Below are 25399 nucleotides of genomic sequence, written 5' to 3' on the forward strand. Positions count from 1 at the left end.
ATAACACCATAAATAAAAAAGCACATTAGGCTTAGAATCTAATGTGCTTATTTCAATCAACATATATTTTGTATTAATTCATTTAAACCATGAATTAATTGTTTCATTATTTTTCCGGAAACAATAACGCATCGCGTAATAAATGATCATTTCCCCGGCGACGCGTAAAACCAATGCGGTCAAAATATTCCAGAATCTGAATAGCCAATTTGCGCCCAACGTTCAGCCTGTCGCGGAAATCAGCCGCACAGGTCGATCCCCGTTCCTGATCCAGCTCGCGGATCATATTGGCAAAGGCCACAATCCGATCGTTACGGTAATAGCGATCTTTAACGATCGCGGTAATAATGCCTTGCTGTGCCGCTTGTCGTAACGCCACGCGCATCATCTGCTCATCCGTACCCGTCTGTTTTGCCAGATCGCGTACCCACCACGGCTCATCGCCAAAAAGCGGTTCTGCTTTTAGCCAGATTGCCTGCTGCTCATCGCTGAAACCCGCCTTGTGATCCGGCAAATGCAGCCAGCCATGATGGCTATGGATGGCACCACTCTCGCGCATCTTTTCAATCAGCAGCAAGACCAGCGCTTCGTCTTCCATCGGCAAAGCCATACGCCGCAGACGTTCGCGTCCAGGCCCTGGCTCATCACGGTGCTGTTCGTGGTAGGTCGCCAGCGTATCGAGGACTTTTCGCTGCCAGCGCGCCGCAACGGGAGCATTCAACAGGCTGTATCCCGCCTGAATAAAACCATGTTGCTCAATCAACGGACGCATCCCGTTGCCGTTGAGCTGGCGCGCCCAGGCGAAATCAGGAATATTCACCGCCCCACGCGTCAGATGCAGCGCCAGGGCGTCGCCGTCACTCTGCGCCTTTTCCAGCGCCGACAGCCACTGCAGATATTCCGGCTTACGTTTCCCGCGACGCGGCGGATTGAGCGTTACCACGCGCGCACCTGCTAGCGTCGTGCGGGCAGAAATATCGCGCAGCACCAGACGGTCGTTATCAGCAAGCCAGAGCGGTGTATCAAACACCAGTTCCGCCAGCGTTCCTTCAAGCAGCGAGATTCGCCCGGTTACATGACTGGCCGCGTGGTGAATATGCAGCGGTTGCCACTGCATCAGCGGCGCGGCATGTTCTAAAGAAACAATTACGCGGGTAAAAGCCTCCGGCGGCGCATCGGAAAGTAGCCAGTCGCCGCGGTTAAGTTCTTCTTTTTGCGCATCGCCGGCAATATTCAGCGCGATACGTTGCCCCGCCTGCGCGCGTTCGGTGGCCTGATTTTGCGCATGCAGGCTACGTACGCGCATCGGTTTGTTGACGCCCGTGAGCCACAGCGTGTCACCGATATTCACTTCACCGCTAAGCGCCGTCCCGGTCACCACCAGCCCCGCGCCTTTGACCGTAAAGGCACGGTCAATCGCCAGGCGAAAGCTGCGATCGCAGGCATGCTCGCGCGACGTTAATTGCAGCAAATGCTCGCGCAGTTCTTCAATCCCACGACCTTCACTGGCGGCCGTCACGAACAGAACCGCACCGGCGAAACCATAATTCTCAAGCGTGGTGTGCACCTCGGCACGTACCGCGTTGATGCGATCCTCATCCACGCGGTCGGCTTTCGTGAGCGCCACGGTGATCTGCGGATTACCCGTCAGTTGCAAAATTTGCAAATGCTCACGCGTTTGCGCCATCACGCCATCATCACACGCCACCACCAGCAGCGCGTGGTCAATCCCGCCGACACCTGCCAACATGTTGGACAAAAACTTTTCGTGTCCCGGAACATCGATAAATCCCAGTATCCGTCCGTCCGGCTGCGGCCAGTAGGCATAGCCGAGATCGATGGTCATGCCGCGCTTTTTTTCTTCCGGCAGACGGTCGGCATTCACGCCGGTAATCGCCTGTAATAACGTTGTTTTTCCGTGGTCAACGTGTCCGGCGGTTGCAATAATCATTTCAGCATCATCTCCATAAACCGGGTCTCGTCTTCAAGGCAGCGCAGATCCAGCCACATGCGACCATCATAAATTCGCCCAATGATCGGCACGGGCAACGTACGCCAGCGAGCGGCCAGCGCTTCAAGGCGGCTACCGCGCCCGTCGTGGGGGGTAAAGGTTAATGCCGCGCTGGGCAGCCTATCAACAGGTAGCGAGCCGCTGCCAATCTGCGACAGGCAAGGCATCACATTCAGGGCGAATTCGTCGCCGTAATGCTCAGCAAGCCGTGCCTGTAATTGTTGGGCCTGCGCATGGACAGCCTCTTGCGAACGGGTGAGCTGGCGTAGCGTCGGCAGCTTCGTCGCCAATGCTTCCGGGTGCAGATAAAGCCGCAGCGTCGCTTCCAGCGCAGCCAACGTCATTTTATCAGCCCGTAATGCACGTTTCAGCGGATGGCTCTGTAAGCGAGCGATCATCTCTTTTTTACCGACGATGATCCCGGCCTGCGGCCCGCCCAGTAATTTATCGCCAGAAAAGCTCACCAGACTGACGCCAGCGGCAATCAGTTGCTGCGGCATCGGCTCCTGCGGCAGTCCATACTGGCTGAGATCGACCAGCGAGCCACTGCCGAGATCCGCCACCACCGGTACATCCAGCTCCTTACCAATAGCGGCCAGCTCAGCCTCACCCACCGACTTCGTAAAGCCTTCGATGCTGTAATTACTGGTATGCACCTTCATCAGCAGCCCGGTGTTTTCATTCACCGCCTGACGGTAATCCTTCGCATGGGTCCGGTTGGTGGTACCCACTTCACGCAGCATACATCCGGCCTGGCACATAACGTCCGGAATACGAAACGCGCCGCCAATTTCTACCAGTTCGCCGCGTGAAACGACCACCTCTTTGCCGTTAGCCGTGGCGGCCAACATCAGTAAAACCGCTGCTGCATTGTTATTAACGATACAGGCGTCTTCCGCCCCCGTCAGACGGCAGAGTAAATCCGCCAGGGCCCGATCCCGATGTCCACGCCCGGCATCATCCAGGCTGTATTCCAGCGTCACCGGCGTGCGCATCGCCTGCACCACCGCCTCGATCGCTTCTTCTGCCTGCGACGCGCGACCAAGGTTGGTGTGCAGCACCGTGCCGGTCAGGTTAATCACCGGACGCAGCGCGCTTTGCGATTCTCGTTCCAGCCGGGCGCTGGCTTCTTGCGCCCAGTCCTCACACCATGCCGGGAGCGCGTGCGTGTCGCGGATGGCTTCTCTGGCTTCGTCGAGCATATGACGCAGCAGGTCAACCACTCGGGTATGACCGTGAGACTCACGTAAGGCTGGGAAGGCGCTATCGCGCAATAAACGATCGATAGCGGGAAGCTGGCTGTAGAGTGAACGCATGTCGGTTGTCATGAAAGGGCCTGGCTGTTGGTGGCCCTCTCCACCGTGGAGAGGGATATCGATATAGGAAGGATTGTACCGTGACTTTGCTCAGGCGGACATACATACACAAAATCATTCAAGATGCATCGAGGCGTCAAGAGAATGAGTCCCCAGGAGCGTACGAATAGTACGTAACTGGGGCGAAGAAACGCTGCCAACAAAGAGGCAGCTTGAAGGATGAAGTGTAAATGTGCATCAAGCCTTTGGCGGTTCTGTACGGGCAAAACTTTCGCGTTGAAAGAGCGTTTCCACCAGTTTGACCAGGCGCGGGCGATCAACACACCAGCCGGGCGCGACCCGACGGAAATTGAGATAGCCGACAGCGCAGGCAATCGCAATGGTTGCCAGGTTAACCGTATCCGTTTTCAGCGTACCGTCCGTCAGATAGCCCTCCAGCATATCCAGACTACGGGTAATCTTTTCCCGCTGGCGTAACAGTTCCGTTTCTGACTGCTGCGCGGCGGGGCGAGCCTGCTCACGCACCGAGACTAAACCCGCATCCATAATGCCGTCTGCCAGCGCTTCCAACTGGCGTACCTTCAGCGCCGCCAGCGGTTCACGCGGCAGCATAGCTGGCGCAATATCCAGCAGCTCGATATATTCCGCAATGATCGGGGAGTCAAACCAGTACTCGCCCTCATCGGTGACCAGCGCGGGCACTTTTCCTAGCGGGTTATAGCGCGCCACGCCGCTATCCGCGTTATAGGGGAGTTCATTCACAAATTCGAAGGTGATGCCCTTTTCCAGTAACAGAATAGAAATTTTACGCACAAAAGGGCTGGTATAGCTGCCGATGAGTTTCATGCCGGGTCCTTTTTGCCAACAAAAATATCAGTATGGCTCAGGTCGCCGTAAATGGCAGGTGATGACGATCTCAATGATCCAAATAAAGGTAATGCATCCAACTGGTCATGCGCAGCAACACTTTACGCATCACCGACACGTGGGCGAAATGGTCAGAATAGACCGCCACCTGGGCATAGATACCGTCCGGCAACGCATCTACATCGGCATTAGGATCCAGTTCAATCGTGGCCAGCACCCCATCGGTACCCGGCACCACCGTTAAGGATTGTAATGCCCCCTGGGCCTGATAAGAACCGCCCGGCACAACCGGCAGAATGGAGGTCAACTTAGCGGAGAAAACCTGACCTGGTAGCGCATTAAACACCACTTCCGCTTCATCGCCCGGTTTCAGGCGCAACAGCGAGTTCTGGCGGAATTGCGCCACGATTTGTCGTTTCTGTTCCGGAATAAACACCATCACCGGGCGCAGAGGCAGCGCGGCAGCGTAGGTCCCAGGACGAATAAGCACCTGCGTAACATAGCCGTTGCTGGGGGCACGGACGATAGTCTGCTCAAGATTGTATTTGGCTTCAGCGAGCTGAGCGCGCAGAGACGCAACCTGAGATTGCTCCCCGTTGACCATACTGTCTAACTGGCTTTGAATCTGTGTCTGTTCCGCAACCGATCCTTTGACCAGCGCATCCTGGGCCAGATAGTTTTGCCGGGCGTTGTCGATATCGCTTTCAGAGAATGGGTTTACCCTCGCCTGGCTGCCCTTCAAATAGCGTTGATAATCCTTATACAGGCGGTCACGTTCCGCAGACACGCGGGTGGTATTAGCGACCGCTTCCGACAGCTGTGCTTTCAGATTGTCGATATTATGCGTCGCGGTCACCAGGTCTGCCTGAAGTCTGTCAACCCGCGCCTGATAACGCACAGGATCGAGTTTAAATAACACCTCGCCTTTTTTAATCAGTTGATTATTTTTATCTGTCACCTCACTAACAATTCCCGTGACCTGCGGGGTAACAGGAATTGAAATAACCGCTTTTTGCGCCGTAAAGGTATACGGGTGGTTATAGTTCATTAATAAAATGAGTCCCGCCACAATAAACACGCCGCCTAATGCAGCGGTTGCAAGCGTCCATTGGTTGACCGGAATACGGAATATTTTAAAAATGGCCCAGGCGAATGCCACGTAGGTCAGGACAATCAACAGATCCATGATTAAATCTCCGGAAAGGTGGAGTTATCGGTTTTATTCTCCCCATCCAGTCTTTTTTCCAACTGGCTGATGCGCGCTGCCAGCGCAGCAATCTCGGGGTCTGGATCCTTTCCAGTCGACGTGATGTGTGACTGCATGCCCCAGCCACGCTCAGGCTGGTAGAGCGTCGCCCAAATCCACAGGAATGGCCAAATAACATGCAATGTAAAAAGACTCACCCATCCCGCCGTGTGGATGGCATCGGCATGAGGATGGTTGCGCTTCTTAGCCATGTTATATGGGATATCGTGGATGGCGATGATTCCATAAAACAGCACCAGAAATACGAAGATCAGCACGCCCAACGCGAAATAATTAAGAAACATACCTGCCTCGAATTCACGCTAATTAGAGTTTTTTTATGCCGGCAGCCGTATGCACCCAGGCTGATGTTTTGAACATAACTGCAGTTTGGGGTTTTCGCCACACCACAAAAAAAATATTTTTTCTGGTGAGAAGTTGCTTTCTTTTGCAATAAAAATGTCGGGGGTAGAACCTGCTGTAGATCACATCCGGGCAAATGCAGATAAAAATACTTTGCGATCTACATCACAAAGATTCAACAAACAGCAAAAGCAAAAATGTGAATCAGTTCACATTTACCCCTCGTTTTTGGCGAATTCGGATCCAGTGATGTTTTTTTGTACTGGTATTTTGTGATTAAGGTCACATTAACTAGCGCCCCACACCCTATATTTACGTGACGGAAGTCACACAAAAGGGCGTCGACTGGACAGTTGAACGATTCAGTGCCAGATTTCGCAGTATCTACAGGGTCCGGCTACCTCCTGCCGCTACATTAACAAACCTCGGGCTTTCAGCCTGCGCGATAGCAAACATAAGAAGGGGTGTTTTTATGTCATCCGATATTAAGATCAAGGTGCAAAGCTTTGGTCGATTCCTCAGCAACATGGTGATGCCAAATATCGGCGCGTTTATCGCGTGGGGTATTATCACCGCATTATTCATTCCGACAGGGTGGTTGCCGAACGAAACGCTGGCGAAGCTTGTCGGCCCAATGATCACCTATCTGCTGCCGCTACTGATCGGTTATACCGGTGGTAAGCTGGTTGGCGGCGAGCGTGGCGGCGTGGTTGGTGCTATCACCACCATGGGCGTTATCGTCGGTGCTGATATGCCAATGTTCCTCGGCGCGATGATCGCAGGTCCGCTGGGCGGCTGGGCTATCAAACATTTCGACAACTGGGTAGACGGTAAGATCAAGTCCGGTTTTGAGATGCTGGTGAATAACTTCTCCGCAGGCATCATCGGGATGATCCTCGCCATTCTGGCATTCCTTGGCATTGGCCCATTGGTTGAAGCACTGTCCAAAATCCTGGCGGCAGGCGTTAACTTCATGGTTGTCCATGACATGCTGCCGCTGGCGTCTATCTTCGTTGAACCGGCGAAAATCCTGTTCCTCAATAACGCCATCAACCACGGTATTTTCTCACCGCTGGGTATTCAGCAATCCCATGAGATGGGCAAATCCATCTTCTTCCTGATTGAAGCTAACCCGGGTCCGGGTATGGGCGTCCTGCTGGCATACATGTTCTTCGGTCGCGGCAGCGCTAAGCAGTCTGCGGGCGGCGCGGCAATCATTCACTTCCTGGGTGGTATCCACGAAATTTACTTCCCGTACGTGCTGATGAACCCACGTCTGATCCTGGCCGTTATCCTCGGCGGTATGACTGGCGTATTTACCCTGACTATCCTGAACGGCGGTCTGGTTTCTCCGGCCTCTCCGGGTTCTATCCTGGCCGTGCTGGCAATGACGCCGAAGGGGGCTTACTTCGCTAACATCGCCGCTATCTGTGCAGCAATGGCGGTCTCCTTTGTAGTCTCAGCCATTCTGCTGAAAACCAGCAAAGTGAAAGAAGATGATGACATTGATGCTGCCACACGTCGTATGCACGACATGAAAGCGGAATCTAAAGGCGCATCTCCGCTGGCGGCTGGCGACGTGACTAACGACCTGAGCCATGTGCGTAAAATCATCGTTGCCTGCGATGCCGGTATGGGTTCCAGCGCCATGGGTGCGGGCGTACTGCGTAAGAAAGTGCAGGATGCCGGTCTGTCTCAGATTTCTGTCACCAACAGCGCGATTAACAATCTGCCGCCGGATGTGGATCTGGTCATTACCCACCGTGACCTGACCGAACGTGCGATGCGCCAGGTGCCTCAGGCACAGCACATTTCGCTGACCAACTTCCTCGACAGCGGTCTGTACTCCAGCCTGACCGAACGTCTGGTTGCGGCACAGCGCCACAACGTGAATGAAGTGAAAGTCCGCGATCACCTGAAAGACAGCTTTGAAGAGGGTGATACCCACCTGTTCAAGCTGGGTGCGGAGAATATCTTCCTTGGCCGTAAAGCCACTAACAAAGAAGAAGCGATTCGCTTTGCCGGCGAGCAACTGGTGAAAGGTGGTTACGTTGAGCCAGAATACGTTGAGGCGATGCTGGACCGTGAAAAACTGACCCCGACTTACCTCGGCGAGTCCATCGCAGTACCGCACGGTACGGTTGAAGCCAAAGACCGCGTGCTGAAAACCGGTGTGGTGTTCTGCCAATACCCGGAAGGCGTTCGCTTCGGTGAAGAAGAAGACGATATTGCCCGCCTGGTTATTGGTATCGCAGCACGTAACAACGAGCACATCCAGGTGATTACCAGCCTGACCAACGCTCTGGATGATGAATCTGTGATCGAACGTCTGGCCCATACCACCAGCGTGGATGAAGTTCTGGAATTGCTGGCGGGTAAAAAAGCTTAACGCTTAAGTATCTCCAAAATAGTTCGAGCTGCAGGAAGGCGGCAACGCAGTGAATCCCCAGGAGCGTACATAAGTACGTGACTGGGGTGAGCGAGGAGAGCCAACGCATCTGCAGTTCGAAATATGAAGGCGATATCCTCTCCCTTGTGGAGAGGGTTAGGTTGAGGGGAAATCTATACAGTCCCTCACCCCAGCCCTCTTGGGTAAAAACATTAATGAAGGTTAATACTATGAAAGCATTACATTTTGGCGCAGGTAATATCGGTCGTGGCTTTATCGGCAAATTGCTGGCGGACGCGGGGATACAGCTGACGTTCGCGGATGTAAACCAGGTCGTGCTCGATGCCCTGAATGCCCGTCATAGCTATCAGGTTCATGTGGTGGGTGAAAACGAGCAGGTTGATACCGTCTCCGGCGTCAACGCCGTGAGCAGCATCGGCGATGATGTCGTCGACCTGATTGCCCATGTAGATTTAGTCACTACCGCCGTCGGTCCGGTCGTGCTTGAGCGCATCGCTCCGGCCATCGCCAAAGGGCTGGTTAAACGCAAGGCACAGGGCATAGCTACTCCGCAAAATATCATCGCCTGTGAAAACATGGTGCGCGGAACGACCCAGTTGAAAGGCCATGTAATGAACGCGCTGGCAGATGAAGACAAAGCCTGGGTTGAAGAACATGTTGGCTTCGTCGATTCCGCCGTGGACCGTATTGTTCCTCCTTCAGCCTCTGCGACCAATGACCCGCTGGAAGTTACCGTTGAAACCTTCAGTGAGTGGATTGTCGACAAAACGCAGTTTAAAGGCGAATTGCCGAACATCCCGGGAATGGAATTAACTGATAACCTGATGGCATTTGTCGAACGTAAACTCTTCACGCTGAACACCGGGCATGCTATAACCGCGTACCTCGGAAAATTGACCGGTCATCAGACCATCCGTGACGCGATTCTCGACGAGAAAATCCGCGCAGTGGTAAAAGGTGCGATGGAAGAGAGCGGCGCGGTACTGATCAAACGCTATGGCTTTGATGCAGCAAAACATGCGGCATACATTCAGAAAATCCTCGGTCGCTTTGAAAACCCGTATCTGAAAGATGACGTTGAGCGCGTGGGTCGTCAGCCGCTGCGTAAGCTGAGCGCGGGCGATCGTCTGATTAAACCGCTGCTGGGCACGCTGGAGTATGCTCTGCCGCACGCCAATCTGGTCACCGGTATTGCCGCTGCAATGCACTATCGCAGTGAGGAGGATCCGCAGGCACAGGAACTGGCCGCGCTGATTGACGAAAAAGGTCCACAGGCCGCGCTGGCGCAGATCTCCGGCCTGGATGCCAACAGTGATGTGGTGGCGGAGGCGGTTAACGCATATAACGCGACCAAATGATAGAGAATGTGGCGCAGGTCAGCCTGCGCCCAAATGACAGATTGTCAGATATGCAGGCAATAATGGAACAAACGCAGGCCTTTGAAAATCGTGTGCTTGAGCGTCTGAATGCTGGCAAAACCGTACGCAGCTTCCTCATCACCGCCGTAGAACTGCTCACCGAGGCGGTGAATATTCTTGTGCTTCAGGTATTTCGCAAAGACGACTATGCGGTGAAATATGCTGTAGAACCGCTGCTTGACGGCGATGGTCCGCTGGGCGATCTTTCCGTTCGCCTGAAGCTCATCTACGGTCTGGGCGTACTCAGCCGGCCGGAGTATGAAGACGCGGAGCTTCTGATGGCGCTGCGGGAAGAGTTAAACCATGACGGCAATGAATATGCGTTCACCGACGACGAAATTCTTGGTCCGTTTGGCGAACTCCACTGCGTGACGGCACTCCCGCCGCCACCGCAGTTTGATACCTCAGACTCAGGTCTGCACGCGATGCAGATCCAGCGCTACCAGCAGATGGTGCGCTCCACGATGGTACTTTCCCTGACCGAGCTGATTTCTAAAATCAGCTTAAAAAAAGCCTTTCAAAAATAAGATCCTGCAGGCTTACTTCTCTTCCTGCTGCGGTCGATAAAGCTGCCGATAGTACGCCAGACGTTGCAGATACAGCTGCGCATTCTCCTGCGGTATTTCAGAAGGGACAACGTTGCGCGGTGGTGTTTTATTCAGATACTCGCGAAAAGCCTGGCTTGAAGCCATAAAATCGACCGTCTTATCAATAAGGACCGAAACGTTCTCACCTATTTTCGCCATAATCTTCCCTCCTCCATGTATTAACCACGCTCAGCCTGCGCGGTTGATCATTTAAGTTTAGGATCGGTTGGGCAATTACATTGAGGAAAACGTGCTTCATTATGAACCCGCCAATAAAAAGCGCCATGGCCGATCTTATCGCTTAAAATTCCTTATTAATCAAAATGGTAGTATTTTCATTAGCTGAATAATACTTGCGGCATTTGATTATTTATCTTCGATTAGTTGTGAATAATCCCGCTCTGCGCGCATACTATAGGATATTCATCCTATTTTTATCAGAAGCTATCCTATGAAAGAAGTCGAAAAAAACGAAATTAAACGCCTGAGCGATCGTCTGGACGCTATCCGCCACCAGCAGGCTGACCTGTCTCTGGTTGAAGCCGCCGACAAATATGCCGAGCTGGAACAAGAGAAAGAAACTCTGGAAACCGAGATTGCGCGTCTGCGTGAAGTCCATGGCCAGAAGCTGAGCAAAGAAGCGCAAAAGCTGACGAAACTCCCTTTCCGTCGCGCCATCACCAAAAAAGAGCAGGCGGATATGGGCAAGCTGAAGAAGAGCGTGCGCGGCCTGATTGTCGTTCACCCGATGACCGAGCTTGGCCGTGAAATGGGCCTGAAAGAGATGACGGGCTTCGCGAAGAGCGAGTTCTAATCTCCCACCGGGCAACATCCGCTTGCCCGGTCCTTCATTTCACCTCGCAATTGGCCCTACCAATTTCAGTCAGATCCTACCAGCACCTCACATTTCATTAAAATGCGCGTACAATACCGTTGCCAATAGATAACATTTGATTAACCATTCATTGTCATTACCCCTACACAACAATATTGGCAGGGCCACTTTTACACATAATGTGACCTGGAGATGAGCACAGACTCATTCCATTATGTCGGCGGCCCCCAGGAGACCTGCAATGAATCTCTGGCAACAGAACTACGACCCGGCCGGTAACATCTGGCTTTCCAGTTTGATCGCATCGCTCCCTATCCTGTTCTTTTTCTTCGCCCTGATTAAGCTCAAGCTGAAAGGCTATGTTGCGGCATCATGGACGGTGGTGATTGCTTTGTCGGTCGCCCTGCTGTTTTACAAAATGCCGGTCGATCACGCTCTGGCTTCCGTGGTCTACGGCTTCTTCTATGGTTTGTGGCCGATTGCCTGGATCATTATCGCCGCGGTATTCGTCTATAAAATCTCGGTGAAAACCGGACAGTTCGACATCATCCGCTCATCGATACTCTCGATTACCCCGGACCAGCGTCTGCAAATGCTGATTGTCGGTTTCTCCTTTGGTGCCTTCCTCGAAGGAGCAGCAGGCTTTGGCGCTCCGGTAGCGATTACCGCCGCGCTGCTGGTAGGCCTCGGCTTTAACCCACTGTACGCGGCAGGTTTGTGCTTGATCGTAAATACTGCGCCGGTCGCTTTTGGCGCAATGGGCATTCCGATTCTGGTTGCCGGTCAGGTGACCGGACTGGACAGCTTCGAGATTGGCCAGATGGTGGGCCGTCAGTTGCCGTTCCTGACCATTATCGTGCTGTTCTGGATTATGGCGATTATGGATGGCTGGCGCGGCGTAAAAGAGACCTGGCCTGCGGTGATGGTCGCTGGAGGCTCGTTTGCTATCGCGCAGTACCTCAGCTCTAACTTTATCGGACCGGAGCTGCCAGACATCATCTCTTCTCTGGTTTCGCTGGTCTGCCTGACGCTGTTCCTGAAACGCTGGCAGCCAGTACGCATCTTCCGCTTTGGCGATATGGGCGCTTCGCAGGTCGATATGGACCTGTCGCGCACCCGCTACACCGCAGGACAAGTGGTACGCGCCTGGTCTCCGTTCCTGTTCCTGACCGCCACCGTCACGCTGTGGAGCATACCGCCGTTTAAAGCGCTGTTTGCGCCCGGCGGCGCGATGTACCACTGGGTGGTCAATATTCCAGTCCCGTTCCTCGACAAGCTGGTTGCCCGTATGCCGCCGGTCGTACACGAAGCCACAGCCTACGCGGCGGTGTACAAATTTGACTGGTTCTCTGCGACCGGTACCGCGATCCTGTTTGCCGCCCTGCTGTCTATCGTCTGGTTGAAGATGAAGCCGTCTGCTGCGCTGCAAACCTTTGGCAGCACGCTGAAAGATCTGGCGCTGCCTATTTACTCCATCGGCATGGTGCTGGCGTTCGCGTTTATCTCTAACTACTCAGGTCTTTCATCAACCCTGGCATTGGCCCTGGCGCACACCGGCAGCGCGTTTACCTTCTTCTCGCCGTTCCTCGGCTGGCTGGGGGTATTCCTGACCGGGTCCGACACCTCATCAAACGCACTGTTTGCCGCCCTGCAGGCCACGGCCGCTCAGCAAATCGGCGTATCAGACGTACTGATGGTGGCGGCAAATACCACCGGCGGCGTGACCGGCAAGATGATCTCTCCACAATCTATCGCTATTGCCTGTGCGGCAGTGGGATTAGTGGGGAAAGAATCTGACCTGTTCCGCTTTACCGTGAAGCACAGCCTGATTTTCACCTGCATGGTGGGTGTGATCACCACGCTGCAGGCCTATGTCTTAACCTGGATGATTCCATGATAGTGATGCCCAGACGCCTGTCAGACGAAGTCGCATCTCGTGTGCGGGCGCTGATTGAAGAACAACAGCTGGAGGCGGGCATGAAGTTGCCCGCTGAGCGTCAGCTGGCCGTACAGCTCGGCGTCTCGCGCAACTCGCTGCGTGAGGCGTTAGCAAAGCTGGTGAGCGAAGGCGTACTGATTAGCCGTCGTGGCGGCGGGACGTTTATCCGCTGGCAGCATGAGGCCTGGTCTGAACAAAACATCGTTCAGCCGCTGAAGAGCCTGCTGGCGGACGATCCCGACTACAGCTTCGATATTCTGGAAGCCCGCCACGCCATTGAAGCCAGCACCGCCTGGCACGCAGCGATGCGGGCCACCGCCGCCGACAAAGAGAAAATCAGGCTCTGTTTCGACGCCACGCAAAGCGAAGATCCGGATCTCGCCTCACAGGCTGACGTGCGCTTTCATCTCGCCATTGCGGAGGCCTCGCACAACGTGGTGCTGTTGCAGACCATGCGCGGTTTCTTCGACGTATTGCAGTCTTCGGTTAAACAGAGCCGCCAACGTATGTACCTCGTGCCCCCCGTATTTTCACAACTGACGGCGCAGCATCAGGCAGTGCTGGACGCCATTGTCGCCGGCGATGCCGACGGGGCGCGTAAGGCCATGATGGCGCACCTTAGTTTTGTCCACACCACGATTAAACGATTTGATGAAGATCAGGCCCGCCAGGCGCGTATCACCCGCCTGCCCGGTGACTCTGGTGAAAATAGCAGGGAGAACAACACATGATTATTTCAGCAGCCAGCGACTATCGCGCCGCAGCCCAGCGCATCCTACCCCCTTTCTTGTTCCATTATATTGACGGTGGGGCGTATGCCGAGCACACCTTGCGCCGTAACGTGGCAGACCTGTCGGAAGTGGCGCTGCGCCAGCGCGTGTTGAAGAATATGTCCGACCTGAGCCTGGAAACAAAGCTGTTCAACGAAACGCTTTCCATGCCGGTGGCCCTCGCGCCTGTCGGACTGTGCGGCATGTACGCACGCCGGGGGGAAGTTCAGGCCGCCGCCGCCGCTGACGCTAAAGGCATTCCGTTTACGCTTTCCACGGTCTCCGTATGTCCTATTGAAGAAGTCGCCCCGACCATCAAGCGTCCGATGTGGTTCCAGCTGTATGTCCTGCGCGATCGCGGCTTTATGCGTAACGCCCTGGAGCGCGCCAAAGCAGCGGGTTGCTCCACGCTGGTCTTTACCGTCGATATGCCTACGCCCGGCGCACGTTACCGTGACGCCCATTCCGGTATGAGTGGTCCCAACGCCGCGCTGCGTCGCTACTGGCAGGCAGCCACTCATCCACAGTGGGCATGGGACGTTGGCCTGAACGGTCGCCCGCATGATTTAGGCAATATCTCGACCTATCTTGGCAAACCCACCGGCCTTGAGGATTACATCGGCTGGTTGGCGAATAATTTCGATCCGTCGATTTCCTGGAAAGACCTCGAGTGGATCCGTGAATTCTGGGACGGCCCGATGGTGATCAAAGGGATCCTCGATCCGGAAGATGCTCGTGATGCAGTCCGTTTCGGCGCGGATGGCATTGTCGTTTCTAACCATGGTGGCCGCCAGTTAGATGGTGTGCTGTCTTCTGCTCGCGCGCTGCCCGCCATTGCCGATGCGGTGAAGGGCGATATCACCATTCTGGCCGATAGCGGGATCCGCAACGGTCTGGACGTTGTGCGCATGATTGCGCTGGGCGCGGATAGCGTGCTGCTGGGACGGGCCTATCTGTACGCGCTGGCGACCCACGGCCAGGCCGGGGTGGCGAATCTACTGAATCTGATCGAGAAAGAGATGAAAGTGGCAATGACCCTGACCGGTGCGAAGTCGATTAGCGAAATCAGCCGCGATTCGCTGGTACAGGAGCTGGGTAAGAGCCTGCCTGCCGCGCTGGCACCTCTGGTCCAGGGTAGCGCTGCGTAACACTCTCCCCCGTAAAATCGCGTTTTCTGCATGGTCGGCCTGTTCTCAGTCCGGCCATTTTTTATGCAAAAATAACGACCAGTTAACATTTACAACCAATATATTTGACAACTTTTTATCCACCTGCCAAATGTATATACAAGCTAATACAAGAGCGATTTATACAGATAACAACCATCATAACGGGCGAGGGTGACATGGCTTATTCCGGTAAAGTGAATATCCAGCAGGCGATAGATGACAGTCCTTTTTCGCGCTTCCATTGGGTCATTATTGTCCTGGGATTTCTGGTTTTAGCCATTGACGGCTTCGATACCGCGGCGATGGGTTATATTGCTCCCACGCTCTCAGCCGACTGGGGCATCAAGAAGCAAGATCTCGGACCGGTGTTAAGCGCCGCGCTATTAGGCCTGTCATTTGGCGCCCTGCTCGCCGGACCGATTTCCGATCGTATGGGCCGTAAGCGTGTCCTGGTCTTTTCCTGTCTGTTCTTTGGCCTCGCCAGTCTGGGAACCGCCTATGCCCAGACCCTGAATATGCTCACATTTTGGCGTTTTCTCACTGGACTTGGACTTGGCGCGGCAATGCCCAACGCCATCACCCTGGTGTCAGAATTCGCCCCGAAACGCTGTCGTTCAATGGCGATTAACACCATGTACTGCGGCTTTCCGTTAGGCGCTGCGGGCGGCGGCGTAATCTCCTCCTGGCTTATTCCCAATTACGGCTGGCACAGTGTTCTGCTTGCCGGTGCGATCGCCCCGCTGGCCCTCACCGTACTGTTGGTGCTGTTCCTGCCGGAGTCGGTGAAGTATCTGGTTCACCGCGGTAAAGGGGTGGCACAGGTTAAACGCATTGCTCAACGTTTTATGTCGGGAAATCTGGAACAGGTTACTCAGTTTTATCTGGATGAAGACCGCGTCACGATCAAAAAAGGCAGCGTGGCGCAACTATTCAGTATGCCCTGGCTGCCGGGCACGCTGATGCTCTGGACGACCTACTTTATGGGGCTGGTTATCTATTACGTGCTGCTGAGCTGGATGCCAACGCTGATGCTGGGCATGGGCTATCCGCTGGCTGAATCCGCCTGGCTGACGTCACTGTTTACCTTCGGCGGTACCGCAGGGATCCTGCTGGCCGGTTGGTTAATGGACCGTTGGGAAGCGCATAAAGTGGTGTCACTCGGCTTTATGCTGACGATGCTGTTTGCCCTCGCTCTCGGGTTTGAACATAACCACATCATCCTGTTCGGCGCACTGATCTTCCTGATGGGGATTACCATGAACGGCGCGCAGTCCGGGCTACAGACGCTGGCTGCAACGTTTTATCCAACCCACTGCCGCGCAACGGGCATTGCCTGGATGCAGGGCGTGGGCCGCTTCGGCGGCGTAGCCGGAACGATGATGAGCGCCCAGTTGCTTTCCCTGCAATGGCAGGCAGACAGTATCTTAATGTTCCTCAGCCTTCCGGCTTTGGTCGCCGCTGCCGCGACGATTTACAAGCTGCAACGCTATAAACCGCACGCGCTGACCGTCGCATAGTACCGGCTCTTTCTGCTATTCTGCCCCCCGTTATTAAGGGGGCAGTATGCTTAACATCGTTTTATTCGAACCAGAAATCCCGCCAAATACCGGCAATATTATCCGTCTTTGCGCCAACACCGGCTTTCGTCTGCATATTATTGAGCCAATGGGCTTTACCTGGGACGATAAGCGCCTGCGTCGCGCGGGGCTGGATTACCATGAATTTACCGCCGTGCTTCGCCACCCTGATTACGCCGCCTTCGTCGCCGCACAAAACCCGCAGCGTCTGTTTGCCCTGACCACCAAAGGTACGCCAGCGCATAGCGCGGTAAGCTATCAGGACGGAGATTATCTGATGTTTGGCCCGGAAACCCGCGGCCTGCCAGCCAGCATCCTCGATGCGCTGCCTGCCGAACAAAAAATTCGTATTCCGATGATGCCGGACAGTCGCAGCATGAACCTGTCAAATGCGGTGTCGGTGGTGGTGTATGAGGCCTGGCGCCAGTTAGGTTATCCCGGCGCGGTATTACGGTCGTAAAAGAATTAAATGCCGGATGGCGGCTACACCTTATCCGGCCTACAAATACCACGTAGGCCCGGTAAACGCAGTGCCACCGGGCATGGCTCGAAATCAGATGCCATCGCCGTATTCGAAAGTATGATGAATCCCATTGAAATGCTGATCCATATCCATGGACGGCTTATCGCTGTCTGGCTTACCAACGATGCGTGCCGGAACGCCTGCCGCGGTAGTGTGCGGAGGGACCGGCTGTAAAACCACGGAACCTGCGCCAATCTTCGCGCCGCGTCCGACTTCAATGTTGCCAAGAATTTTTGCTCCTGCGCCAATCATCACCCCTTCACGAATTTTCGGATGACGATCGCCGCCGGCTTTACCGGTCCCGCCGAGCGTAACGGATTGCAAAATAGAGACGTCGTTTTCAATCACGGCGGTTTCACCCACCACAATACCGGTGGCGTGATCGAGCATGATCCCACGGCCAATTTTTGCCGCCGGGTGAATATCTACCTGGAAGCTAACGGACACCTGATTTTGCAGGAAGATCGCCAGTGCCTGACGCCCCTGATGCCACAGCCAGTGACCAATACGGTAGGCCTGAAGCGCATGAAAACCCTTCAGGTACAGAAGTGGGGTGGAATATTTATCGACAGCCGGGTCACGCGTACGTACCGCCTGAATATCACAGGCCGCTGAGGCAATCATTTCAGGATCGGCGGCGTAGGCCTCTTCCACGACTTCGCGAATCGCAATGGCAGGCATGATCGGAGAGGCGAGTTTATTCGCCAGCATATAGCTTAGCGCACTGCCGAGATTTTCATGCTTGAGCAGCGTTGCGTGGTAAAAACTGGCCAGCATTGGCTCACATTCCGCCAGTGCCCGGGCTTCCGCTTTAATGTTTTTCCAGACGATATCCAGTTCTTCACACGGCATTGCGTACTCCAGAAGGTAGCAAAACGACCGACCCGTTCTTCGCGGGTCGGGTCGTTATATTCAACAGTTCCTTACAGCTAGTGGCGACTCAGCTCGTCCTTGCGTGCACGGCCTAATAACGTCAATGCTGCCTCGCGCGCGTTTTTTCCGCAATACAATACTTGATAAATTTCCTCGGTTATTGGCATCTCAACACCAAAACGGTGCGCCAATTCACGAACTTCTTTCGTATTGCGGTAGCCTTCAACCACCTGACCAATCTTGTCCTGCGCGCCCTGCACATCCATCCCCTGGCCGAGCATCATGCCAAAACGACGGTTACGCGACTGGTTGTCGGTACAGGTCAGCACCAGATCGCCCAAACCCGCCATCCCCATAAAGGTGGCAGGATCGGCACCCAGCGCCGCTCCAAGACGAGACATTTCGGTCAGACCACGGGTGATCAATGCGGTTCGCGCATTGGCGCCGAAACCAATGCCGTCAGACATCCCCGCGCCAATCGCAATGACGTTTTTCACCGCGCCGCCCAGTTGAACGCCAATGAAATCCGGGTTGCTGTACACACGGAAGCTTTTGCCGCAGTGCAGCAACTGCTGGAGATCGTCAGCAAAAGTATCATCCGTTGAGGCCAGAGATATCGCCGTCGGCATGCCCGCCGCCAGCTCTTTCGCGAACGTCGGACCGGAGATAACCGCCAGTGGAATAGAATCACCTAACGCTTCACGCGCGACGTCCTGCAGCAGGCGTCCCGTTTCCGCTTCCAGACCTTTTGTCGCCCAGACCAGCCGCGCGTCAGGGCGCATCAGCGGTTTGATGTTACGCAGCACTTCGCCAAAAACGTGGCTCGGCACTACCACCAGAATATTACGACTGGCGGCCAGCGCAGTAGCTAAGTCACTTTCCAGGCGCAGCGTTTCGGGAAAAGGCACATCAGGGAGGAACGCGACGTTGCAGCGATCGTGCTCGAGGGTCGCGATATGTTTCGGATCATGGCCCCACAGGACGACCTGATGGCCATTTCTTGCCAGAGTAATGGCAAGAGCGGTGCCGTACGAGCCGGCACCAATCACAGTCATTGAAGCATTACTTTGGTTCATCAGGCATCCTGATGTTCTTCAGTACCTTCGCCAGCCTGCTGCTGTAAATAGTTCATGAACAGCGCATCAAAGTTGACCGGCGCAAGGTTCAGTTGCGGGAATGTACCGCGTGAAACCAGGCTGGTGATGCATTCGCGGGCATACGGGAACAGAATGTTCGGGCAGTATGCGCCAAGGCAATGCGCCATCTGAGTCCCTTCAATACCACTGATGGAAAAAATACCGCCCTGCTGAACTTCGCACAGGAACGCAGTTTCTTCGCCCAGAGAAGCCGTTACGGTGACACGCAGCACTACTTCATACACATCATCTGCCAGTTGGGTAGATGCGGTATCAAGATCAAGTTTAACCTCTGGCTGCCAATCTTTCTGGAAAACATGCGGTGCATTTGGCGCTTCGAAAGACACATCCTTGGTATAGATACGTTGGATCTGGAAAGCCATTTCAGTGTTATTTTGTTCTGACATGTTGAGAAAACCCTTTAGTGTTGTCCTTTAAATACTTCGGTACGCCTTAACGCAGCAGTGGATCCAGTCCACCACGCGCATCCAACGCATACAAGTCGTCACAACCACCAATGTGCTGTGCATCAATAAAAATCTGCGGAACCGTAGTACGGCCACTGCGCTTGATCATCTCTTCGCGCTTCACGGCATCGCCGTCAATCGGAAGTTCCTGGAAACTCACACCCTTGCTATTCAACAGCGCCTTTGCGCGATGGCAAAACGGGCAGGTTGCTTTGGTATAGATCTCAATATTGGCCATGACTTATCTCCAGTGTTCTTTTACCCTGCGGTATGAAAGAAGACGGGTAAATTACTTGCCGCGAACCAGTGGCAGGTTCTCACCACTCCAGCCCGCTACGCCGTCTTTCAGTACAGATACCTGCTCAAAACCGGCTTTAATCAGCGCAGTTGCTGAATCCTGGCATTGCATGCCTGAGCCATCAACCACAATAACAGGTTTGTTTTTGTGTTTTTCCAGCTCGCCAAAATTATTGGCTTTGATTTCGCTCGGCAGCAGGTTAGTGGAGCCTGCGATATGACCTTTACGGAAGTCGTCGCGCTGACGTAAATCCACAATCACCGCATCTTCTTTATTGATAAGACGTGTAGCTTCTCCGCGCGTAATCACCTTCACTTTCGAAGTCAGGCTCTTAAACGTGGTAAATAATACAGCCGCCAGTAACGCAATCCAGGCGATACTCAAGACAGGGTGGCGACTAACAAATTGCATAATTTCTTGCATGGGGGGTAACAACTCCCGACTCAGTGATTAAAAAACCAGGAAAGGAGTATACCTGCGCGTTGGCGCAAATACAGCCAGAGCGTGCATTGGATTGCATTTTTGCGGGGCGCTACGGAAAAAAAAACGTAAATCCGCGCCCTCTGCGGCGCGCTCTGGTCGATTATTTGATCTTCTGGGGCTACTTTATCGATTCAGCTGTAGTAAAATTACGCAATTATTTTTTATCTATTAAGTGTGAGGTTGTCGCAATGTCGGTTTCTAAAAAACCTATGGTACTGGTGATTCTGGATGGCTACGGTTATCGTGAAGACAGCCAGGATAACGCCATCTTTAATGCCAAAACCCCGGTAATGGATGCCCTGTGGGCAAAACGTCCGCATACCCTGATTGATGCGTCTGGTCTGGAAGTCGGCCTGCCCGATCGCCAGATGGGCAACTCCGAAGTGGGCCACGTCAACCTGGGCGCTGGCCGCATCGTGTATCAGGACCTGACCCGTCTGGATGTTGAAATTAAAGAGCGTACTTTCTTCGCTAACCCGGTGCTGACCAATGCGGTCGACCAGGCAAAAAATAGCGGCAAAGCGGTACACATCATGGGTCTGCTCTCTGCTGGCGGCGTTCACAGCCACGAAGATCACATCATGGCGATGGTAGAAATGGCCGCTGAACGTGGCGCTGAGAAAATCTATCTGCACGCTTTCCTTGATGGCCGTGACACCCCGCCGCGCAGCGCTGAACATTCCCTGCAGAAATTCGAAGAGAAATTTGCCGCGTTGGGCAAAGGCCGCGTAGCGTCCATCATTGGTCGTTACTACGCTATGGACCGCGACAACCGTTGGGATCGCGTTGAACAGGCTTATGACCTGATGACGCTGGCAAAAGGCGAGTTCCAGTTCGCTACGGCGGTTGAAGGCCTGCAGGCTGCTTATGCCCGCGACGAAAACGACGAATTCGTGAAAGCGACCGTGATCCGTGCTGAAGGCCAGGCTGAAGCCGCCATGGAAGACGGCGATACGCTGATTTTCATGAACTTCCGTGCTGACCGTGCGCGTGAAATTACCCGTGCGTTTGTTAACGCTGACTTCGACGGCTTCGCCCGTAAGAAAGTCGTTAACCTCAACTTTGTGATGCTGACCGAATACGCGGCCGACATCAAAACTGCGGTAGCTTACCCACCAGCGTCTCTGGCCAATACCCTTGGCGAGTGGATGGCGAAGAACGACAAAACGCAGCTGCGTATTTCCGAAACCGAAAAATATGCGCACGTGACCTTCTTCTTCAACGGCGGCGTAGAAGAACCGTTCAAAGGCGAAGACCGCATCCTGATCAACTCGCCGAAAGTCGCGACCTACGATCTGCAGCCGGAAATGAGCTCTGCAGAGCTGACCGAAAAACTGGTTGCTGCGATTGAGAGCGGAAAATACGACACCATCATTTGTAACTACCCGAACGGCGACATGGTTGGCCACACCGGGGTGATGGAAGCAGCGGTTAAAGCGGTTGAAGCGCTGGATCATTGCGTTGAGCAGGTGACTAAAGCGGTTGAATCCGTTGGCGGCCAGTTGCTGATCACCGCGGACCACGGTAACGCAGAGCAAATGCGCGATCCGTCCACCGGTCAGGCACATACAGCGCACACCAACCTGCCCGTTCCGTTGATTTATGTCGGTGGTAAAAACGTCAAAGCAGTCGAAGGCGGCAAACTTTCTGATATCGCCCCGACGATGCTGACGCTGATGGGTATGGAAATCCCGCAAGAGATGACTGGTAAGCCGCTGTTCATCGTGGAATAATCCCTCCCCATGAGGGGAAAGGCGATTAATACCATCACTCGGGCCGTGAAGCTGCGCAAGCTTTCAGTCAGGCCCTTGTTCTACGCCAGCGCGCTTAGCGCTGGCGTATTGCTGTGCGCCTTTTCCGCCCACGCGGACGAACGTGACCAGCTCAAATCTATTCAGGCCGATATCGCGGCAAAAGAACGCGCGGTACGCCAACAGCAACAACAACGCGCCACCCTACTCGCTCAGCTTAAAGCGCAGGAACAGGCCATTGCCGTTGCCGCCAGGCAACTGCGCGAAACGCAAAACTCACTGGCGCAGTTGAACGCGCAAATCGCAGAGATGAATGCCGCCCTTGCGAAGCTGGAAAAACAGCGGGCCGCGCAAGAACGCAGCCTGGCAGCCCAACTCGACGCTGCATTTCGCCAGGGCGAACATACCGGCATTCAGCTCATTCTTAGCGGTGAAGAAAGCCAGCGTGGGCAACGCCTGCAGGCCTATTTCGGCTATCTGAACCAGGCGCGACAGGAAACTATCGCGCAGTTGAAACAAACCCGCGAAGAGGTCGACTCGCAAAAAGCCGAGCTGGAAGATAAGCAGAGCGAACAGCAGACTCTGTTGTACGAGCAGCGTGCTCAGCAGGCTAAGCTGGAGCAGGCGCGTAATGAACGCCAGAAGACGCTCTCGGGTCTGGAGTCATCGATTCAACAGGGTCAACAGCAATTGGGCGAAATGCGCGCCAACGAATCGCGCCTGCGTAACAGCATTGCTCGCGCCGAAGCCGCAGCCAAAGCACGCGCGGAACGTGAAGCCCGCGAGGCGCAGGCCGTACGCGATAAGCAACAGGATGCCTCACGGAAAGGCTCAACCTATAAGCCAACCGAAAGTGAAAAATCACTGATGTCGCGTACCGGCGGTTTGGGTTCACCACGTGGCCAGGCATTCTGGCCCGTTCGTGGTCCAACGTTACATCGTTATGGCGAACAGCTGCAGGGTGAGCTACGTTGGAAGGGGATGGTTATTGGCGCATCCGAAGGCACCGAAGTTAAAGCCATTGCCGATGGTCGCGTCATTCTGGCGGACTGGCTACAGGGCTATGGCCTGGTCGTCGTCGTTGAGCACGGTAAAGGCGATATGAGCCTGTACGGTTATAACCAGAGCGCACTGGTCAGCGTCGGTACGCAGGTTCGCGCCGGGCAGCCTATTGCACTTGTGGGTAGCAGCGGCGGTCAGGGCAGACCGGCGCTCTATTTCGAAATTCGTCGCCAGGGTCAGGCGGTCAATCCACAGCCGTGGTTGGGAAGATAAGTTTTGCCTCAATTTCGTCGTCTATTACTCTCTCTCGCCAGCCTGCTGGCCTTCGCAACACCTGTTTTTGCTGGCAAACTCGCCATCGTCATTGATGATTTCGGCTATCGTCCACACACTGAAAATCAGGTACTGGCGATGCCTTCCACCATCTCCGTTGCCGTTTTGCCTAATGCTCCGCATGCGCGGGAAATGGCAACCAAGGCCCATAGCAGCGGGCATGAAGTCCTGATCCATCTACCGATGGCGCCACTGAGCAAACAGCCGTTAGAGAAAGACACTTTACGCCCGGAAATGAGCAGCGAAGAGATTGAGCGAATTATTCGCGATGCGGTAAGCAAAGTACCGAATGCGGTCGGTCTGAACAACCATATGGGCAGCGCGATGACCTCCAGCCTGTTTGGCATGCAGAAGGTGATGCAGGCGCTGGAACGATACGATCTCTACTTCCTTGACAGCATGACCATCGGCAACAGTCAGGCCATGCGCGCAGCATCAGGAACCGGTGTGAAGGTCATCAAACGCAAAGTCTTCCTGGACGACACGCAAAACGAAGCCGATATTCGCCGTCAGTTTAATCGTGCCGTCGAACTTGCGCGTCGCAACGGCTCGGCAATTGCCATTGGCCACCCTCACCCGTCTACGGTTCGCGTCCTGCAGCAGATGCTTTATAGCCTGCCAGCCGACATCACGCTGGTTCGCCCAAGCAGCCTGCTCAATGAACCACAGGTGGATACGTCCAGACCAAACCTCACTCCGCCAAAAAACGGTACGCCTGACGCACCGCGTAATCCTTTCCGCGGGGTGAAATTATGCAAACCGAAACAGCCGTTAGAGCCGGTTTACGCCAGCCGCTTCTTCAGCGTGCTCGGTGAAAGCATCACCCAAAGCACGCTGGTGCAGTACATGAAGCTGCAGTGGCAGGGCTGGGGAAATACATCCTCTCCCGGCACTATGAACGCTAACGTAGATTAAGCGTTTTACGTGTAATACGAGAAGGCGACGATGTTTTATCTCGCCATTTCCAGAGACGGAATGACCATAGCAGCGCCTGGTACATAACTTTGGCGCTGCGTACATTAGTAATCATGCGTTTATACATACCCGAGACAAAAATCTCTGCAATCATACGCTGACGAATATGAACATCCGGTTCTTTGCGTACTGCGTGACAAACGCGCAAAGCTTCATAGGTTATTTGCTGATGAAATTCCGGATAAAGAGTAATCCGTCCAGCATATTCACGATTCAACTTATCCAATAACCGTGTAATTTTAATATAGTGTCGTTGGTAATTGAGATTTTTTAAGCCTTGTCTTTTAAGACGGCTAACTGATTGATCATGTAAGAAGTATTTATATAAAGATTGTTCGGTATATCGTACACGTTTGGCGTTAAACATAAACTCCGTCGTCCATACAATATCCTGATGATGCAACCCAGGAACAAACGATATCTTATTTTTCTCGATAACATCCCTGCGGTAAACCCCCATCCAGACCACATGTGTCCAACGGCGTGAAGCCAATGCCATACGTAACCAGTCAGGGCCGGTCAATACACCCGTAGACCGCAAACGGTCCGTCGGTATTGATTGCCAGGTGTCCCCCGTTTCGAAAATGCACCAGTCAGAATTGCACTGCGCCAGATCCAGGTCATCCTGAAGTGCCATGGTCATCAGGGTTTCATACATATTGGGATAAACCAGGTCATCAGCATCGACAAATGCAACATAATCCCCTCTGGCCGCTGCCAGACCACGATTACGCGCAACAGATGCCCCAGCGTTAGCCTGATGCAACAACCGAACATGGGGATAGTTATCAGCATACTGTCTTGCAATATCAACAGAGTTATCCGTTGAGCCATCATCGACAATAATGATCTCTATCGCACTCCATGTCTGTGCGATCAAAGATTCCATGCAATCCCGAAAACTATCACCCGCGTTATACAACGGAATAATAACACTCAACATATTTGTGCTGTTTCTCATCAGCTAACCCTGGTTTGTTAGTACACTGATGACTTTTACTACAGTTTCATTAAGGAATTATTAAGCCTGGAACGATTTATCGCCAGAAG

Annotated in this window: 24 protein-coding genes; 12 read left to right on the forward strand and 12 right to left on the reverse strand. The window is 54.0% G+C overall.

Annotation, left to right across the window (positions count from 1 at the left end):
• Positions 1-106 precede the first annotated feature (106 nt).
• The 5 genes from selB to LA337_22740 form a co-directional block, all read right to left on the reverse strand.
• The gene (gene selB, locus LA337_22720; protein UBI15929.1) at positions 107-1951 is read right to left on the reverse strand and encodes a selenocysteine-specific translation elongation factor; all 1845 of its coding nucleotides are present in this window, start codon (positions 1949-1951) and stop codon (positions 107-109) included.
• A complete protein-coding gene (selA, locus tag LA337_22725; GenBank protein UBI15930.1) occupies positions 1948-3339 on the reverse strand; it encodes an L-seryl-tRNA(Sec) selenium transferase in 1392 nt (463 codons plus the stop codon). Before selA ends, selB begins: the two co-directional genes overlap by 4 nt.
• Positions 3340-3564: 225 nt before the next feature.
• Positions 3565-4173, reverse strand: a complete 609-nt coding sequence (locus tag LA337_22730; GenBank protein UBI15931.1) for a glutathione S-transferase — start codon at positions 4171-4173, stop codon at positions 3565-3567.
• A gap of 70 nt (positions 4174-4243) precedes the next feature.
• Positions 4244-5380, reverse strand: a complete 1137-nt coding sequence (locus LA337_22735) for an HlyD family secretion protein (GenBank protein ID UBI15932.1) — start codon at positions 5378-5380, stop codon at positions 4244-4246.
• A gap of 2 nt (positions 5381-5382) precedes the next feature.
• A complete protein-coding gene (locus LA337_22740; GenBank protein UBI15933.1) occupies positions 5383-5745 on the reverse strand; it encodes a DUF3302 domain-containing protein in 363 nt (120 codons plus the stop codon).
• A gap of 530 nt (positions 5746-6275) precedes the next feature.
• Between LA337_22740 and mtlA the strand changes: the two genes are divergently transcribed.
• The 3 genes from mtlA to mtlR all read left to right on the forward strand — a co-directional run bounded on the left by mtlA (position 6276) and on the right by mtlR (position 10158).
• Entirely contained in the window at positions 6276-8192 is a 1917-nt protein-coding gene (gene mtlA, locus LA337_22745; GenBank protein UBI15934.1) for a PTS mannitol transporter subunit IICBA, read from the forward strand.
• Between the two features lie 230 nt (positions 8193-8422).
• Positions 8423-9571, forward strand: coding sequence for a mannitol-1-phosphate 5-dehydrogenase (gene mtlD, locus LA337_22750; GenBank protein ID UBI15935.1), 1149 nt, complete (start codon positions 8423-8425; stop codon positions 9569-9571).
• Positions 9568-10158, forward strand: a complete 591-nt coding sequence (gene mtlR, locus LA337_22755; GenBank protein UBI15936.1) for a mannitol operon repressor MtlR — start codon at positions 9568-9570, stop codon at positions 10156-10158. Before mtlD ends, mtlR begins: the two co-directional genes overlap by 4 nt.
• A gap of 12 nt (positions 10159-10170) precedes the next feature.
• Here the strand turns inward: mtlR and LA337_22760 are convergent, their stop codons facing one another.
• On the reverse strand, positions 10171-10377 hold the full coding sequence (locus LA337_22760; GenBank protein ID UBI15937.1) for a hypothetical protein: 207 nt from the start codon (positions 10375-10377) through the stop codon (positions 10171-10173).
• Positions 10378-10669: 292 nt separating this feature from the next.
• Here LA337_22760 and LA337_22765 point away from each other — a divergent pair, with 292 nt between their 5' ends.
• The 6 genes from LA337_22765 (at position 10670) to trmL (ending at position 16968) form a co-directional block, all read left to right on the forward strand.
• Entirely contained in the window at positions 10670-11032 is a 363-nt protein-coding gene (locus LA337_22765; GenBank protein UBI15938.1) for a YibL family ribosome-associated protein, read from the forward strand.
• Between the two features lie 262 nt (positions 11033-11294).
• A complete protein-coding gene (lldP, locus tag LA337_22770) occupies positions 11295-12950 on the forward strand; it encodes an L-lactate permease (protein UBI15939.1) in 1656 nt (551 codons plus the stop codon).
• Positions 12947-13723: a transcriptional regulator LldR gene (gene lldR, locus LA337_22775; GenBank protein ID UBI15940.1), complete on the forward strand. Its 777-nt coding sequence runs from the start codon at positions 12947-12949 to the stop codon at positions 13721-13723. Before lldP ends, lldR begins: the two co-directional genes overlap by 4 nt.
• Positions 13720-14910: an FMN-dependent L-lactate dehydrogenase LldD gene (gene lldD, locus LA337_22780; protein UBI15941.1), complete on the forward strand. Its 1191-nt coding sequence runs from the start codon at positions 13720-13722 to the stop codon at positions 14908-14910. Before lldR ends, lldD begins: the two co-directional genes overlap by 4 nt.
• Before the next feature lie 197 nt (positions 14911-15107).
• Complete coding sequence (locus tag LA337_22785) at positions 15108-16448, forward strand: aromatic acid/H+ symport family MFS transporter (protein ID UBI15942.1); 1341 nt, start codon at positions 15108-15110, stop codon at positions 16446-16448.
• Between the two features lie 46 nt (positions 16449-16494).
• Complete coding sequence (trmL, locus tag LA337_22790; protein ID UBI15943.1) at positions 16495-16968, forward strand: tRNA (uridine(34)/cytosine(34)/5-carboxymethylaminomethyluridine(34)-2'-O)-methyltransferase TrmL; 474 nt, start codon at positions 16495-16497, stop codon at positions 16966-16968.
• Between the two features lie 93 nt (positions 16969-17061).
• Here the strand turns inward: trmL and cysE are convergent, their stop codons facing one another.
• The 5 genes from cysE to LA337_22815 all read right to left on the reverse strand — a co-directional run bounded on the left by cysE (position 17062) and on the right by LA337_22815 (position 20228).
• On the reverse strand, positions 17062-17883 hold the full coding sequence (cysE, locus tag LA337_22795) for a serine O-acetyltransferase (protein ID UBI15944.1): 822 nt from the start codon (positions 17881-17883) through the stop codon (positions 17062-17064).
• Between the two features lie 77 nt (positions 17884-17960).
• The gene (gpsA, locus tag LA337_22800) at positions 17961-18980 is read right to left on the reverse strand and encodes an NAD(P)H-dependent glycerol-3-phosphate dehydrogenase (GenBank protein UBI15945.1); all 1020 of its coding nucleotides are present in this window, start codon (positions 18978-18980) and stop codon (positions 17961-17963) included.
• Positions 18980-19447 carry a protein-export chaperone SecB gene (secB, locus tag LA337_22805; protein UBI15946.1) on the reverse strand — a complete coding sequence of 156 codons (468 nt, stop codon included), beginning with the start codon at positions 19445-19447 and terminating at the stop codon, positions 18980-18982. The genes gpsA and secB overlap by 1 nt, the downstream gene beginning before the upstream one ends.
• Before the next feature lie 46 nt (positions 19448-19493).
• A complete protein-coding gene (grxC, locus tag LA337_22810) occupies positions 19494-19745 on the reverse strand; it encodes a glutaredoxin 3 (protein ID UBI15947.1) in 252 nt (83 codons plus the stop codon).
• 51 nt (positions 19746-19796) lie between these two features.
• Positions 19797-20228, reverse strand: a complete 432-nt coding sequence (locus LA337_22815) for a rhodanese-like domain-containing protein (GenBank protein ID UBI15948.1) — start codon at positions 20226-20228, stop codon at positions 19797-19799.
• Between the two features lie 248 nt (positions 20229-20476).
• On the opposite strand from LA337_22815, the gene gpmM reads away from it, so the two are divergent.
• From gpmM to LA337_22830, 3 genes are read left to right on the forward strand one after another with little or no spacing between them, the layout of a single operon-like run.
• Positions 20477-22021 (forward strand): 2,3-bisphosphoglycerate-independent phosphoglycerate mutase, encoded by a 1545-nt coding sequence (gene gpmM, locus LA337_22820; GenBank protein ID UBI15949.1) that lies wholly within the window; start codon positions 20477-20479, stop codon positions 22019-22021.
• A 9-nt stretch (positions 22022-22030) separates the two neighbouring features.
• Positions 22031-23314: a murein hydrolase activator EnvC gene (gene envC / locus LA337_22825; GenBank protein UBI15950.1), complete on the forward strand. Its 1284-nt coding sequence runs from the start codon at positions 22031-22033 to the stop codon at positions 23312-23314.
• Between the two features lie 3 nt (positions 23315-23317).
• Entirely contained in the window at positions 23318-24289 is a 972-nt protein-coding gene (locus LA337_22830; protein ID UBI15951.1) for a divergent polysaccharide deacetylase family protein, read from the forward strand.
• Here the strand turns inward: LA337_22830 and LA337_22835 are convergent.
• Complete coding sequence (locus tag LA337_22835) at positions 24276-25310, reverse strand: glycosyltransferase (GenBank protein ID UBI15952.1); 1035 nt, start codon at positions 25308-25310, stop codon at positions 24276-24278. The two genes, LA337_22830 and LA337_22835, sit on opposite strands and share 14 nt — an antisense overlap.
• Between the last annotated feature and the right edge of the window lie 89 nt (positions 25311-25399).

Origin of the sequence: Citrobacter europaeus (genome assembly GCA_020099315.1) — a bacterium.
Classification (GTDB): Bacteria; Pseudomonadota; Gammaproteobacteria; order Enterobacterales; family Enterobacteriaceae; genus Citrobacter; species Citrobacter europaeus.

What these genes read in the sequence shown, in the direction of transcription:
- secB (UBI15946.1), bottom strand. Translation starts at nt 19,447, where the DNA reads ATGTCAGAACAAAATAACACTGAAATGGCTTTCCAGATCCAACGTATC.
- mtlA (UBI15934.1), top strand. Translation starts at nt 6,276, where the DNA reads ATGTCATCCGATATTAAGATCAAGGTGCAAAGCTTTGGTCGATTCCTC.
- gpmM (UBI15949.1), top strand. Translation starts at nt 20,477, where the DNA reads ATGTCGGTTTCTAAAAAACCTATGGTACTGGTGATTCTGGATGGCTAC.
- LA337_22735 (UBI15932.1), bottom strand. Translation starts at nt 5,380, where the DNA reads ATGGATCTGTTGATTGTCCTGACCTACGTGGCATTCGCCTGGGCCATT.
- trmL (UBI15943.1), top strand. Translation starts at nt 16,495, where the DNA reads ATGCTTAACATCGTTTTATTCGAACCAGAAATCCCGCCAAATACCGGC.
- grxC (UBI15947.1), bottom strand. Translation starts at nt 19,745, where the DNA reads ATGGCCAATATTGAGATCTATACCAAAGCAACCTGCCCGTTTTGCCAT.
- cysE (UBI15944.1), bottom strand. Translation starts at nt 17,883, where the DNA reads ATGCCGTGTGAAGAACTGGATATCGTCTGGAAAAACATTAAAGCGGAA.
- envC (UBI15950.1), top strand. Translation starts at nt 22,031, where the DNA reads ATGAGGGGAAAGGCGATTAATACCATCACTCGGGCCGTGAAGCTGCGC.
- selA (UBI15930.1), bottom strand. Translation starts at nt 3,339, where the DNA reads ATGACAACCGACATGCGTTCACTCTACAGCCAGCTTCCCGCTATCGAT.
- LA337_22730 (UBI15931.1), bottom strand. Translation starts at nt 4,173, where the DNA reads ATGAAACTCATCGGCAGCTATACCAGCCCTTTTGTGCGTAAAATTTCT.
- gpsA (UBI15945.1), bottom strand. Translation starts at nt 18,980, where the DNA reads ATGAACCAAAGTAATGCTTCAATGACTGTGATTGGTGCCGGCTCGTAC.
- lldR (UBI15940.1), top strand. Translation starts at nt 12,947, where the DNA reads ATGATAGTGATGCCCAGACGCCTGTCAGACGAAGTCGCATCTCGTGTG.
- lldD (UBI15941.1), top strand. Translation starts at nt 13,720, where the DNA reads ATGATTATTTCAGCAGCCAGCGACTATCGCGCCGCAGCCCAGCGCATC.
- LA337_22740 (UBI15933.1), bottom strand. Translation starts at nt 5,745, where the DNA reads ATGTTTCTTAATTATTTCGCGTTGGGCGTGCTGATCTTCGTATTTCTG.
- LA337_22785 (UBI15942.1), top strand. Translation starts at nt 15,108, where the DNA reads ATGGCTTATTCCGGTAAAGTGAATATCCAGCAGGCGATAGATGACAGT.
- LA337_22835 (UBI15952.1), bottom strand. Translation starts at nt 25,310, where the DNA reads ATGAGAAACAGCACAAATATGTTGAGTGTTATTATTCCGTTGTATAAC.
- lldP (UBI15939.1), top strand. Translation starts at nt 11,295, where the DNA reads ATGAATCTCTGGCAACAGAACTACGACCCGGCCGGTAACATCTGGCTT.
- LA337_22765 (UBI15938.1), top strand. Translation starts at nt 10,670, where the DNA reads ATGAAAGAAGTCGAAAAAAACGAAATTAAACGCCTGAGCGATCGTCTG.
- mtlD (UBI15935.1), top strand. Translation starts at nt 8,423, where the DNA reads ATGAAAGCATTACATTTTGGCGCAGGTAATATCGGTCGTGGCTTTATC.
- LA337_22760 (UBI15937.1), bottom strand. Translation starts at nt 10,377, where the DNA reads ATGGCGAAAATAGGTGAGAACGTTTCGGTCCTTATTGATAAGACGGTC.
- mtlR (UBI15936.1), top strand. Translation starts at nt 9,568, where the DNA reads ATGATAGAGAATGTGGCGCAGGTCAGCCTGCGCCCAAATGACAGATTG.
- selB (UBI15929.1), bottom strand. Translation starts at nt 1,951, where the DNA reads ATGATTATTGCAACCGCCGGACACGTTGACCACGGAAAAACAACGTTA.
- LA337_22815 (UBI15948.1), bottom strand. Translation starts at nt 20,228, where the DNA reads ATGCAAGAAATTATGCAATTTGTTAGTCGCCACCCTGTCTTGAGTATC.